The 12,400-nt window shown below is 42.8% G+C and carries 20 protein-coding genes; 13 read left to right on the forward strand and 7 right to left on the reverse strand.

The window, feature by feature from the left end; all coding sequences use genetic code 11:
* Nucleotides 1–18 precede the first annotated feature (18 nt).
* A complete protein-coding gene (locus LG330_RS02205) occupies nt 19–534 on the forward strand; it encodes a DinB family protein (RefSeq protein ID WP_404407090.1) in 516 nt (171 codons plus the stop codon).
* A gap of 39 nt (nt 535–573) precedes the next feature.
* Here the strand turns inward: LG330_RS02205 and LG330_RS02210 are convergent, their stop codons facing one another.
* Entirely contained in the window at nt 574–1,119 is a 546-nt protein-coding gene (locus LG330_RS02210) for a hypothetical protein (RefSeq protein ID WP_404407091.1), read from the reverse strand.
* A gap of 54 nt (nt 1,120–1,173) precedes the next feature.
* Nucleotides 1,174–1,362 carry a hypothetical protein gene (locus tag LG330_RS02215; protein WP_404407092.1) on the reverse strand — a complete coding sequence of 63 codons (189 nt, stop codon included), beginning with the start codon at nt 1,360–1,362 and terminating at the stop codon, nt 1,174–1,176.
* A 109-nt stretch (nt 1,363–1,471) separates the two neighbouring features.
* Here LG330_RS02215 and LG330_RS02220 point away from each other — a divergent pair, with 109 nt between their 5' ends.
* The 5 genes from LG330_RS02220 to LG330_RS02240 all read left to right on the forward strand — a co-directional run bounded on the left by LG330_RS02220 (nt 1,472) and on the right by LG330_RS02240 (nt 3,634).
* Nucleotides 1,472–1,621 (forward strand): hypothetical protein, encoded by a 150-nt coding sequence (locus LG330_RS02220; protein ID WP_404407093.1) that lies wholly within the window; start codon nt 1,472–1,474, stop codon nt 1,619–1,621.
* 18 nt (nt 1,622–1,639) lie between these two features.
* Nucleotides 1,640–1,849 (forward strand): DUF6440 family protein, encoded by a 210-nt coding sequence (locus LG330_RS02225; RefSeq protein ID WP_404407094.1) that lies wholly within the window; start codon nt 1,640–1,642, stop codon nt 1,847–1,849.
* Between the two features lie 20 nt (nt 1,850–1,869).
* Complete coding sequence (locus LG330_RS02230) at nt 1,870–2,283, forward strand: hypothetical protein (RefSeq protein ID WP_404407095.1); 414 nt, start codon at nt 1,870–1,872, stop codon at nt 2,281–2,283.
* Nucleotides 2,280–3,068, forward strand: coding sequence for a putative hydro-lyase (locus LG330_RS02235; RefSeq protein WP_404407096.1), 789 nt, complete (start codon nt 2,280–2,282; stop codon nt 3,066–3,068). Before LG330_RS02230 ends, LG330_RS02235 begins: the two co-directional genes overlap by 4 nt.
* Before the next feature lie 95 nt (nt 3,069–3,163).
* A complete protein-coding gene (locus LG330_RS02240; protein WP_404409472.1) occupies nt 3,164–3,634 on the forward strand; it encodes a cupin domain-containing protein in 471 nt (156 codons plus the stop codon).
* A 302-nt stretch (nt 3,635–3,936) separates the two neighbouring features.
* Here LG330_RS02240 and LG330_RS02245 read toward each other — a convergent pair whose 3' ends face one another.
* Nucleotides 3,937–4,182: a DUF2071 domain-containing protein gene (locus tag LG330_RS02245; RefSeq protein ID WP_404407097.1), complete on the reverse strand. Its 246-nt coding sequence runs from the start codon at nt 4,180–4,182 to the stop codon at nt 3,937–3,939.
* 77 nt (nt 4,183–4,259) lie between these two features.
* The gene (locus LG330_RS02250; protein ID WP_404407098.1) at nt 4,260–5,111 is read right to left on the reverse strand and encodes an MBL fold metallo-hydrolase; all 852 of its coding nucleotides are present in this window, start codon (nt 5,109–5,111) and stop codon (nt 4,260–4,262) included.
* Nucleotides 5,112–5,300: 189 nt separating this feature from the next.
* Here LG330_RS02250 and LG330_RS02255 point away from each other — a divergent pair, with 189 nt between their 5' ends.
* From LG330_RS02255 to LG330_RS02265, 3 genes are all read left to right on the forward strand, one after another.
* Nucleotides 5,301–6,341 (forward strand): IS30 family transposase, encoded by a 1,041-nt coding sequence (locus LG330_RS02255; RefSeq protein ID WP_404404173.1) that lies wholly within the window; start codon nt 5,301–5,303, stop codon nt 6,339–6,341.
* Nucleotides 6,342–6,466: 125 nt separating this feature from the next.
* A complete protein-coding gene (locus tag LG330_RS02260) occupies nt 6,467–7,426 on the forward strand; it encodes an alpha/beta hydrolase (protein WP_404407099.1) in 960 nt (319 codons plus the stop codon).
* Between the two features lie 78 nt (nt 7,427–7,504).
* Entirely contained in the window at nt 7,505–7,711 is a 207-nt protein-coding gene (locus LG330_RS02265) for a hypothetical protein (protein WP_404407100.1), read from the forward strand.
* A gap of 38 nt (nt 7,712–7,749) precedes the next feature.
* Here LG330_RS02265 and LG330_RS02270 read toward each other — a convergent pair whose 3' ends face one another.
* Nucleotides 7,750–7,914, reverse strand: a complete 165-nt coding sequence (locus LG330_RS02270; protein WP_404407101.1) for a hypothetical protein — start codon at nt 7,912–7,914, stop codon at nt 7,750–7,752.
* A 131-nt stretch (nt 7,915–8,045) separates the two neighbouring features.
* Between LG330_RS02270 and LG330_RS02275 the strand changes: the two genes are divergently transcribed.
* Both LG330_RS02275 and LG330_RS02280 read left to right on the forward strand, forming a co-directional pair.
* On the forward strand, nt 8,046–8,696 hold the full coding sequence (locus LG330_RS02275; protein ID WP_404407102.1) for an SDR family oxidoreductase: 651 nt from the start codon (nt 8,046–8,048) through the stop codon (nt 8,694–8,696).
* A 177-nt stretch (nt 8,697–8,873) separates the two neighbouring features.
* Nucleotides 8,874–9,815, forward strand: a complete 942-nt coding sequence (locus tag LG330_RS02280) for a diguanylate cyclase domain-containing protein (protein ID WP_404407103.1) — start codon at nt 8,874–8,876, stop codon at nt 9,813–9,815.
* 33 nt (nt 9,816–9,848) lie between these two features.
* Here LG330_RS02280 and LG330_RS02285 read toward each other — a convergent pair whose 3' ends face one another.
* Nucleotides 9,849–10,265 (reverse strand): VOC family protein, encoded by a 417-nt coding sequence (locus tag LG330_RS02285; protein WP_404407104.1) that lies wholly within the window; start codon nt 10,263–10,265, stop codon nt 9,849–9,851.
* A gap of 114 nt (nt 10,266–10,379) precedes the next feature.
* Here LG330_RS02285 and LG330_RS02290 point away from each other — a divergent pair, with 114 nt between their 5' ends.
* A complete protein-coding gene (locus LG330_RS02290) occupies nt 10,380–11,339 on the forward strand; it encodes an NAD(P)/FAD-dependent oxidoreductase (protein WP_404407105.1) in 960 nt (319 codons plus the stop codon).
* Here LG330_RS02290 and LG330_RS02295 read toward each other — a convergent pair.
* Nucleotides 11,336–11,917, reverse strand: coding sequence for an MEDS domain-containing protein (locus tag LG330_RS02295; protein ID WP_404407106.1), 582 nt, complete (start codon nt 11,915–11,917; stop codon nt 11,336–11,338). The two genes, LG330_RS02290 and LG330_RS02295, sit on opposite strands and share 4 nt — an antisense overlap.
* A 209-nt stretch (nt 11,918–12,126) precedes the next feature.
* Between LG330_RS02295 and LG330_RS02300 the strand changes: the two genes are divergently transcribed.
* The gene (locus LG330_RS02300; protein WP_404407107.1) at nt 12,127–12,345 is read left to right on the forward strand and encodes a hypothetical protein; all 219 of its coding nucleotides are present in this window, start codon (nt 12,127–12,129) and stop codon (nt 12,343–12,345) included.
* The last annotated feature ends 55 nt before the right edge of the window (nt 12,346–12,400 follow it).

Consider the following 12,400-nt stretch of genomic DNA (forward strand, 5'->3'; position numbering starts at 1 on the left):
ATAAAAGGAGGAGCTCTCATGACAAAACAACAACTATCAATCCAAACATTACCGGGTTACTCACCGGATATCGGACGTCAGGTCTGGTGCCTTGAGGATGTGCGTGGAACACTTATTTCTAAAATCAGTGATTTAACGCAGGAAGAACTGGATGGTGATATTGAAGGGCTTCACTCAATTGGTACGCTTTTGTATCATGTTGCAGCGGTCGAAGCGGGGTGGCTGTATGGAGAAGTATTATGCAGGGATTGGGATGAGGAAATTGAAGCGCTGTTTCCTGCAGAAAGCTGGGCAGATGGAAGGCTGCTTCCGTTTAAAGGTGAATCTATTGAACAGCATATTCAACGTCTGCAGAAAGTCAGAGATACACTTTGCTTTCATTTCAAAAGGATGAGTGAAATCGATTGGCGAACGTCACGTGAGGTAGAGGATTATCACGTGACGCCTGAGTGGGTACTTCATCATCTGATTGAGCATGAAGCGCGTCACAGTGGACAGATTTTTCAGGCTAAGCGCTTGCTGAGAGGGAAATGAAAGTAGGGAGTAAGTATTAACGTTTTGCAACGGAAACACTTACTCCGCTACGGAAAGCCAAATTCCCGAAACGGTCTCATCATCCTGACTCCACAAAGTAAGCAAGATATTATTTTCCCGATCTACATAAACGGTCGCTTCGCCGAGCCCCATTTCGCTGTATGCATAATAATGATCTCCATACAACGCTCTTGCTTTAGCCAGGTTGTCACCGGTCTGTAAGCCGGATGATGTGGCGGCGTCAGCTTCTCCTGAAGAAAGTGAGAGAATGGTGTGCGATGGGTCTGTCCCTAAATGAAAATAATCTTTTGTTTGATAGCTGTATCCGTGTTGTTGTTTTCTTTGCTCAAAGTTTCCGATCTCCTCCAGCTGTAACTCCGATACTGCCTCGTATAAATGGAATCCGCCAAGTGCTTCCTGCTGAAGGGGTGTGGAGGGAACGAAGTAATGATTTGAAACCAATAACCACCAGCCGGTAAATGCAATGACTGGGGATGTGAGAATGACCGCTGCTGCTACCTTTGAATAACGAAGCACGATGGTACCTGCGATGAAGATAAATGCAGTAATAATAAGAAGTGACATGAAAAAAATCCTTTCTGAAAAGACTTTCAAACGATTTGCATCCTGTCAGATTACCTATTTCTGAACCTCCTGCTGCTTCTCGCGCTTCTCTCTTCCTTTATAAATAAAGTACATACTCCCCATCAGCAACACTAACCCCGATCCATGCATAATATCGTTGCCTAACGACCCAAAACTATCTACAGTAAGATTCATTAGAAAAATCCCTATTATTGCAACAAAAAAACCAAACGCAATTTTCATCCTACTCCTCCTGACGTTTTCCCTGATTCTATTGTAATAGAAGAATTAAGGTAATGAAATACCAGTTATGGAAGGTGTGATAAGATGAAGGAAAGGGAGTGTGAGGTAAGTGCTCAGATTCATTGATGACGTGGCAGGCGCAATCGCTGACTTTTTTAAAATCGTCTTTACTGGTTTTTGTTATCTTCTGGCAGGTGCACTCATTGTTGGCCTGCCCTTATATGCAATCAGCTTTATCTTTCATTACACCACTGGATGAGTAAAGGAGGTAACGCTTATGCTCTTCAAAAAAAGAAATAAAGAAATAGAAGTTGAACGTTTCGAGGTTAAGTCTGTACAAAATATTCCTTCTCTTGGAAGAGTAACAATTCTTGTCGATCGTGAGACAGGTGTGCATTATATACATACATGGGTTGGTACAGGAAGTGGAATTACGCCATTGCTAGATCAAAATGGTCAGGTAGTCGTTGAAAAACCATTTCGATGATCTAGAAAAGGGGTGAGTCGATGTTGAAATTTTTCGGATTGTTGTTAGCTGCCATTTTAATATTGTCAGGATGTTCAAGCCCAGAAGAATCACATTCATCTGAGGATTCTAAAGAAGTAACAGTGAAATCAGAGGATGATGAAACGTTAGCTGTTACAACTGATTTTGAAAAAGCAGAAATCCGCCATGAAGAGGATACGGGACTATTTCAGCTGGTTATGTATATGAAGGATCAAAGCATGATGGAGGATATGTTTGAAGAACGGATTGGTCAGGAAGTTCACTTTTATTATGGTGATGAGCTGATCAGTTCACCAAATCTTATGATGCCAATCGAAGGTAATAGCTTTACGCTTTTAGGAGATTTTGACGAAGAAACCGCTGAGCAGATTGTGGAGACAATTGAACAACAGACAGAGGAGGGACAGGAATGAACATTTCAGAACTGACACCATCACAGGCAAGGGAACTGATCAGAAAAGGGGAATGGTCAAAGCCGACTTCAGGTATGGCAAACGGCTACATTCAGACAAATCTGGCTGTACTGCCAAAGGAGCTGGCATTTGAATTCCTCTTATTTTGTCAGCGTAACCCAAAAGCCTGTCCAATCATTGATGTTATAGAGGAGGGCTCAGCCGTTGCTGCGCTTGCCGCTCCTGATAGTAATGTGAAAACTGATATACCGAAATACCGGATTTACCGCGATGGACATTTTACTGAAGAACGAAATGAAGTAACAGATATCTGGACAGATGATATGGTCGGATTTCTGATCGGGTGCAGCTTTACTTTTGAAGAAGCGTTGTTAAAAAACGGCATTCCAATCAGGCATATTGAAGAAGGATGTAACGTGCCGATGTATAAAACATCGATTGCGTGCGAGAAAGCCGGACGTTTCGAAGGGCCGACAGTTGTCAGTATGCGTCCAATGACTGAACAGCAGGCGATCAGGGCAGTGCAGGTAACAAGCCGTTTTCCATCCGTACACGGGGCGCCGATTCACATTGGAGACCCTTCTAAAATCGGTATTCAGGACATCAGCCAGCCGGATTTTGGAGATGCGGTTACTGTAAAAGATGGAGAGGTGCCTGTATTCTGGGCGTGCGGCGTGACCCCTCAGGCAGTGGCGATGCAGGTGAAGCCGAGTCTGATGATTACTCATGCGCCTGGTCATATGCTGATTACTGATATGAAAAATGATGAGTTTTCTATTCTCTAACCGATCCATGAACACTCTTGAAATCCGGGCATAAAATAGGTTATCACGTGTGAAAGGATTTGAGTGGATTGCATCATATGAATCAGCCTTATCAAATGATGGATATGCAGGGACATCACTGGTCATGTCCATGTCATGACCAACTGAGAGACCATGGACCCGAACCGTTTGTGACAAATATTCATGAAGATACCTGTGAAAATCATGCATTTCGCAGAGCACTCTGGACAGGTGATTGTCTTCAGGTAACGTTGATGAGCCTGATGCCCGGAGAGTGTATCGGGATTGAGATGCACCCGAACGTTGATCAGTTTTTAAGGGTGGAGCAGGGACAGGGCGTTGTTCAGATGGGTGAACAAAAAGATGCTCTGCATTATATGAGTCACGTATTCGATGATTGTGCAATCGTGATCCCGGCTGGCACCTGGCACAACCTGACCAACACCGGGTGTATGCCGCTCAAGCTTTACTCGATTTATGCGCCGCCGAATCACCCTCATGGGACTGTGCATCGGACAAAAGCTGATGCGATGGCAGCTGAGGGGGAGCATGAAAATCATTATTGATCAGAACTACTTAAGAAAAGCCGTGCTCGCGAAGCCGGCTTTTTTTAAGTGGGCTTAATGTGTAAGAATGGGGCGTTCAATTAGGGTGAACGGTGATGCAATAATACCGGGACATGATCCAATTAATTTGTCCTCTGATTCAAATATCGTCATCACAGACCGCGCTGATGCAATTAACCCGGGAGATGAACCTATTAATTGCAAAGGTGTCGCATATAACTGTATTGCTGATTCAATTCTTTGCAAGGCAGCTCACCCCCGCGCCGAAAAAAGACCGGAATCACTTCTCCTCATGAAAAATCTTAATCTGCTCCTGTGGCCAGACGCGCTCCTTCAGCAGGAAGCGTAATGCCTGCACTCTCCGGCAGGCGCGTAGAGAACATCAAATTCTCCAGCCACAGCACGTAGGTTCTGACAATCAGTTCACTGAAGCGCTTTTTAGATTTAAGTGAAGATAATTCTCTGAAGTATATGTCGCTCATTTCAAAAGGAACGATGCTTACCCAGGTCGGTCCCATGATCCATTTGCGGTTTCGCTGATTAACCAATTCACCACCTGCTCTCATCTTAAAAAACATGTACTGCGTTTTCTAACCTGAAGGTGCAGGGAATGTCGTTATGTTTTTTAAGAGACGCCGTTTATAAAAAACTCCACTGTCTCTTCTTCATCAGCTGTTAATTCCTTACCGTAAAATGCAGTCAACCTTGCATTGATCTGATCAATATCACGGCCGCACTCTTTCACAAGTGATGCAGTTTTTCGTAAAAACTGTGCTTCTTTTTGATACTCGGCCTTTGAGATTGGCTTGTAATGAGAAATCACATACGTTTCTGCATCAAACTGATCAAGGTGGTCCAGCAGCTTTAATGTCTCGTCCGCTGTATAGTGCCATTTAGGTGCGTACATCAGCGGTGCTGTGACGTCACCTAAAAATAACAGTTTTTCTTCTTTTACATAAATGACTGTGCTGTCTTTTGCATGGTCGCTGCCAACCTGCTTTAATACACAGGTTACTCCGCCAAGGTCTATCGTTAATTCATCTTCATATAGAATAGATGGCAGGACCACTTTGATATCCCGGTGATCCTGAAACTCTTCACGGATCGCATCTGCGCAAAATTGAATCTCGACGCCGGTCGCCACCCGCTCATCCAAAGACTGATCATCCCACTTAAAATCAACTAGCTCTTCCATCGCCTGCTTCGTATCATAGGAAGCAATTGCTGGTGCTGTTAATGCTTCGAGTCCGAAAATATGATCCCAGTGCCAGTGGGTAACAGCTGTCAGGTCAGGCAGTGATTTTCCTGCTGCCTTCAGCCGTTCTAAAAACAGTTCAGCATGTGCTTTTGAATTACCGCCGTCAATCATCAGAGTATGATGCTCACCTGTGACTGCCATCAGGATCGGTCTGTCAGTCGGTCCGACAGGTGTGAGATAGGTAATGCGGTCTGATAAGGTGATGAGTTGCTGTGTCATAGACGTTCTCCTTTAAATAAGACTTTACGTCAAGGATACCCTGTTTTTTTGAACAGCAAAAGAAGATTCTTTAATCGAATAAAGAGGTTAATTGTAAAATGAAATGCAACACCTGAAAATAGAAAAGCCATAGTGAGACCGTGTAACATTAATGTCGACTAAAACAATTAATACACGGAGGTCATCACTATGGCTCAAAGTAATTCTAGCACAGAACAGAAAACCTTTAAACATTTGTCCGATGCAGAAAGAGGAGAAATCTCTGCTTATCTAAACCTTGGGCTCTCTTTGAGACAGATCGCTAAAAGAACCGGGCGTCACCCCAGTACCATTTCCCGTGAGAGAAAACGGGGAACAGTTGTGCAGCTGGATACAAACAGAAAACCGTTCGCGAAATATTTTCCGGATACAGCTGCCCGTGTCTATCGGGAAAACCGTCGGCACTGCGGAGCCCAGTCTGTCACGCTAAAAGCCTGGCACTTTCTGCGTTACGCAGAGAAAAAGATACTTGAGGACAAGTGGTCTCCGGATGCGATTGTCGGTCACGCAACACGACACGAGGCTTTTAAAGACAGCTATATCCCAGCCACCAAAACCATCTATAACCTAATTGATCAGTGTAAGCTATCAGTAAGAAACATTGATCTGCCGCTGAAACTGAGACGCTCGACAAAGAAAACACCTGCACGGAAAAACAAGCGGATACACGGGAAGAGTATCGAAGAAAGATGTGAATCCGTGGACTCCCGTGAAGAGTTTGGGCATTGGGAAATCGATACGGTGCTTGGTAAAAAGTCTAAAGATGAAGCATTACTGACGCTGATTGAAAGGAAAACTCGTAAAGAGTTACTGGTCAGGATTTCGAGTAAGAGTGCTTCAGCTGTTCAGGAAGCTGTACGGACACTTCTCGCGCCTTACCAGGACAACTGTTCAGCTGTCTTTAAAAGCATCACAGCTGACAATGGTGCTGAATTCAGCGAGCTCGCAGCGTTCGAAAAGGAAAATATCGCCATTTATTTCTCTCACCCGTACGCCTCCTTCGAGCGTGGCACAAATGAACGTCACAATGGCATGATAAGGCGGTTTATCAAAAAGGGCCAGCCCATCCATTCTTATTCCGATGATTTGCTTGAAGAAGTAGAAACCTGGATGAACGAGCTTCCGAGAAAAATTTTAAACTATGAGACCCCGGCAGAAATGTTCGACCGGTGTGTAGCTTTGTTGGCCTAGGCCAACAAAGCTACACACCGGGGAGGTCCCCCTATGCTTTATTAGGGTGTTGCATTTAATATTGCAATTTACGAATCGAATAAAGATATAATAAAATGATAAGGAAATAATGGAAGGATGTCTGGATGAAAAAGAAATGGATTGTCATACCTGCAGTAATGGTTATATTAGTTGTCGTCATGTACGGTGCGGTCGGAAATTATTTTTACAATTATGCACTGAGTGCTAAGGATGAAAAAGAGTTTTTAGAAGGAAACCCGAATCTGGCTGAGAGTGAGGCTGTGATGGCTGAAGTGGCTGAGGCGCTTGATGAAGCGGACGAGGCGTTTGAGCAGGAGCACCAGCCTGAGAATCTTACCATCACATCAGAGGACGGGCTGAAGCTGTCAGCTGATGTATATGAAAATAAAGAAGCAGGTGACGCTTGGGCAATTGTTGCACACGGTTATATGATGGACGCTTCAGGTATGACCAGATATATTCGAAACTTTTATGATGAGGGATACAACGTCATTGCGCCTGATCTTCGCGGACATGGGAACAGTGAAGGAGATTATATCGGCATGGGGTGGCATGACCGCCTGGATATGCTGCAGTGGATCGATGAGGTGGTGAAGATTAATCCTGAAGCAGAAATTGCGTTGTTTGGCATTTCCATGGGAGGAGCCACTGTGATGATGACGTCAGGTGAAGAGCTTCCCCGGAATGTAAAAGTGATTGTGGAGGATTGCGGCTACACATCTGTCAGTGATGTGTTTACTTATCAGCTGGATGATCTGTTTGGATTGCCAGAGTTCCCGGTTTTAAATGCGGCAAATACGGTGACAAATATCCGTGCAGACTATGATCTATATGAAGCATCAGCTGTTAATCAGGTTGCCAGGAGTGAAACGCCAATGCTGTTTATCCACGGAGATGAAGACACTTTTGTTCCTTTTGAAATGCTGGACGAAGTATATGAAACGGCTGATGTAGAAAAGGATCAGCTGATTATTGAAGGAGCAGGTCACGGTGAGGCTGAAAAAGTGGATCCTGAAGCATACTGGAATAAGGTATGGAGTTTTGTAGATCAGTATATTGAGTAAGAAGAAGGGGATAGTCGCGTAAAACCAGAACTATATATAGAAGCATTGGGTTGTTCAGTCTGAAGGGGAGTGTTGTTTGTGAGTCCTAAAAGATTAGTGATTTTCTGGATCATCCCGAATATATTATTTTATCTCTCATTTATTGCTGCACTCATCTTTGTATTTACCCAATCGGAGGAAATCAGGGATGCAGGTCAGATGGGGATATGGGCACTGATGCTCGTAACACTGCTGATTATTGCAGTGTTGGGCAGCGCAAGAATTAAATACTGGTTAAAACGCTAAAACGCTAAAGAGAAGCCTGATTTTGTGTCGGCTTCTCTTTACGTTTGTCTGCGGCCTTTTACGATGATATAAAGTCCAAGGATAATCACTAAAAATCCTGCAGTCTGTATCGCGATATTGCCGGCTTGACTAACCTCATTAAATGAAAAATTCGTCAGTACAACACCAATGAAACAGATGAAAAGTCCGAGTACGAGTTTCATGAGACACCACCCTGTTTTTATTGCTTTATCTATCATACCATTGCTTTGATTGAGCAGCATATTGGTCCGATTAAATGAATGCTTTTTGGGTAAACAAGTCATATGTTGATTTTTACAGGAGGATGTTAAACATGAAAGTACTAGTAATTGGAGCAAACGGACAGGTAGGAAAGCATTTAACAAAAATGATTCAGGAAAAAGATCACTTTGAAGCGCGGGCAATGATCCGTAAAGAAGAACAGAAAGCATACTTTGAGGATCTTGGTGCTGAGACTGTGCTTGTTGATCTTGAAGGTGAAGTAGAGGATATGGTGAAAGCTGCTGAAGGCATTGATGCAATTGTCTTTACAGCTGGATCCGGTCCAAAAACAGGTCCTGATAAGACAATCACAATTGACCTTGATGCAGCTGTAAAAACAATCCAGGCTGCAGAAAAGGCAGGGGTGAAGCGCTATGTCATGGTCAGCTCATTTGATACAACGCGTGAAGAGATTCAGAATGCGCCTGAATCATTCAAGCCTTATGTAGTAGCGAAGCACTATGCTGACGAATGGCTTCGTGGCACCGGTCTGGACTTCACAATCGTACATCCCGGTGGACTGACAAACGATGAAGGTACAGGTAAAGTGCAGGCAGATGTAACTGTTGATCGCGGCGAAATTGCGCGTGAAGATGTTGCCCGCGTACTGCTTGCGGTACTTGAAAACGACTCAACGATCAGAAAAGAATTTCAGGTGATTGGCGGAGATACTGAGGTATCGGAAGCTGTGAAGAGTTTATAAGAGATAAAAGGGTGTCCATTAAAGTGGGCATCTTTTTTTGTATAAAAATGAGTAACCATCTTTTTCCTAAATGGATAAATATTCACTTATACCGCTAATATCCTGTTGCTCTGGGCGCTTTAGCAGAGTATAGTAAATAGCAGGGAAAATTTCGAGAATAGAAGGCGGTGAGGGTGAATGACTGTTCTGCAGATCGTGATCATCACAGTTGGTATTGTATTATGTATTGGTGGTCTGAATTTATGGCATTATCTCAGACTGAAGCAAAAATATAAAAAGCTGACCGATCAGCACAGGCAGTTCATTCATCTTGTTGAAACGCCAAACGATTTTATGTATTATGCGGATGTTTATCCGGTTGTGAAATTTAAATATTTGAGTCCGTCTGCTGAAAACTTTTTTGGAAAAGGAAGCAACGATCTGGCCTACTTAAGTCCGGAAGTCGCTTTTCAGGATATTCATCCTGATGATCAAATACTTTTGATGAAAAAGATCACCGGAGACATTGATTACAGTCAGCCCATTATCCAGCGATGGAAGGATCAAAACGGCAAATACAGATGGTTTGAAGAGTATGCAACCCCGATTTATGAAAATGGGAAACTCGTTTCACTGCAGGGCATGCTCAGAAATATCGATGAGCGGATTGTCCTGCAGGAAAAGCTTCAATACCAGTTATATCATGACAGCTTAACGGACCTTTATAACCGTACATACTTTAAAGAAGCATTTACAAAGCTGGATGAGGAAGAGTCACGCTCAGCGGGGATGTTGCTGTGCGACCTTGACCAGCTGAAATTTACAAATGATACATTCGGTCATTCAGTCGGTGATGAGCTGATTAAAAAGGCAGCTGCCCAGTTAAAAATTGCAACAGGTGACGCTGCTATTGCTGCAAGAATCGGCGGAGATGAATTTGTTATACTGATGCAGGATATTAATGAGCAGGAACTGTATGAACAGGTGGATCGGATCAGAAAAAGCTGCAGGGAAGCAGAGGTTTTTCTTTCGATCGGAGCGGCCTTTACTCCTGACTCTGGAGGAAGAATGACCGCGTTGTTTTCTGAAGCGGATCGTAACATGTACAAAGATAAAGAAATTAATCGTCAGTGCATATAAAAAGATGTGAAGGTGTTCTTCACATCTTTTTTTTCATTCAGCTTTTGGGAGTTTATCAACCTGATCGGAATGAAACGGTGAACCGGGGACTTCTTCAATAATGCTTAATATATTTCCATCCGGGTCTTCACAGTCAAAGTAATTCATTCCGCCAAAATCTCTAATTTCACTTACATGTAAGCCGTTTTCAGTCAATTGTGTATGTACGCTGCTGATATCATTTGCAATCAAATTAAAATAAGTGTTTTGTCCTCCTTGGCGATCTGTAAATGATGAAGGCTGAGAAGATCGAACTTCGATTAATCCCAATTGTACAGCGCTATCAGGAAAATAATACCCGGCACCACCTTCCCATTGCTCAATGGGCTTCACGTGAAAATGTGTTTCATACCACTTGGCAGAACGTTCAAGGTTTGTAACCGGAATAAAAACACTGCCGACTTTAAACATGTAACCAGCCCCTTTAATTAGCATTAAATTCCATATCATTGTAACATACAGGAAACTGTAATGGCTCAAAAAAGTCGTTAGAATAGACATATGATTTAACTAAGGAGAGATGACATGAAAATCGGTGTAATTGGCGGAGGTATGTCAGGGCTAATTGCTGCACGAAAGCTGCAGTCAGAAGGTCACGAAGTTGAAGTGATTGAAAAAAGCAGAAGTGTTGGCGGGCGGATGGCGACAAGAAGAATAGAGGAAGGTCAGGCAGATCATGGAGCGGTTTATTTCACAGTACGGGATAAAGCGTTCGATCATGAAGTGCAGCAATGGATATCAGCTGGTGTCGTAAAAAAATGGTTTGCTGATCCATACCCGAAATATGTTGCAGTAAACGGGATGAACAAGCTTGCAAAGCATCTGGCTGAAAATTTACATGTGCGTCTTCAGGAAAAAGTGGTGAATATCACAACTGAAGGAGAGAGAGTGAAAATCAGTGGTTCAGATGAACATTATTATGATGCAGTAATCTTAACAGCCCCGCTGCCTCAGGCGATGGAACTCCTTGAACAGTCTGAACTTCAACTGACAGAAGCTGATCGAAAACTGAAGTCCTGCATATTTGAGCCGGCTTTTGTCGGATTGTTCGAATTGGCCCATGATAGTCAGACAGGTGAGCATGGTCTGCTGGATCATCATCTGCCAGAAGGTATGTTAAAAATCGTAAATAACTTTGCAAAAGGTATTTCTAAAAAACCGATCTTAAGCGTATACATGACTGGTGAATGGAGTGATGAATGGTTTAATCAAGATGAAGATCAAGTAATAGATAACATTGAGCATCTACTCTTAAAGGAGCTAAAAGGTTTGGACATTGAGTCAAAGCAGTTAAAGAGATGGCGTTATGCACAGGCGAAAGAAGTGTATCCTGCGCATTTTTACAAGCTGAGTGAAGAGCCGGTGTGGCTTTGTGGGGACGCCTTTCTGCGACCTGATGATCCGTCGGGGAACACCAGGATTGAAAGTGCTTATCTATCGGGCTTGAGAACTGCAGAAAATCTGCTGATCAACACTGCCCTTTAGCTTTGACTGGCAGTTTGAACAGTTAAAGCATCGGGTTCGGAAGTTAACAGGTGATTTTCTATTAGTGTATATGGATGGGAATCCATTAGCATTGTTTTGAGATGAATGGGCATATTCACTTTTCCATAAGCACAGACCAATGGAAATTGAATCTCATTCACTGCGTTATCAATAATTCTTTCCAAATCATCAATCAGGTGGTGGGGTTCTTCCATCGAGTTCCACTCCACATGTGCCCACGAACGAAAAGCAGCATGGGCTTTTATGTATGGCTGAACAGTCTTTTCGAAGTACTCGGCAATCGCAGGTGGATGATAGCTGCCAGATGAAAAGTAAAAGTCAAAACTGTTAATGAAATGGATGAATTCCATATCCTTTTTTGATAAAAGAGTCTGGAGTTCTTTTTTTATTTGACGGTATATACGTTCATTTTCGATTAAGATAATGGTTTCTTCTGCCTTAACACTGTCCAGAATATAGCTGACTACGGTCTGTAAATACGTCTGAATTTCACTATAAGAATAAAGGACATGGACATTTCTTTTTGTTTCAATAAGGTCTGGAAGAGAATGTTTCATTTAATCATCCTTCCTAAATGGGGTTTCATTTTCCATTATACGTGAATGAAGTTAGATACACAAAATAATATTCCGAAATGCGAAATAGTGAATTGCGTGCAAAACATTTTATAAAAACCTCACCGAATTAACAGTGCTCTGTTATACTTTTTTATAATTGGAAAAGAGAGAGAAATGGAATGGAGCACCCAAATGGAAGGGGAATCACAATGGGTTTTTTGCTGATCTTTTTAGCCTGCGGATTTGCCATTGTGTTATCAGTCATGGCATTTGGACCTTATGGATTGCTGATCATTGCAGCACTGTTATCGGCGTTTATCGTAAAAGGGTACTTCCTTTTGTCGTCAATACATGATGAGATCTCACGTGAGGCAGTATCACCGGAACAAAGGTTCAAAGAAGCGACTGAGAAATATAAAGTGAAATAATAGACCTGACTGGGGTCTATTATTTTTGCTTTCATCAAATGATTTAAATTGAAAG

This window comes from Jeotgalibacillus malaysiensis, assembly GCF_044789845.1.
In the GTDB taxonomy this organism is placed as follows: Bacteria; Bacillota; Bacilli; order Bacillales; family Jeotgalibacillaceae; genus Jeotgalibacillus; species Jeotgalibacillus malaysiensis_A.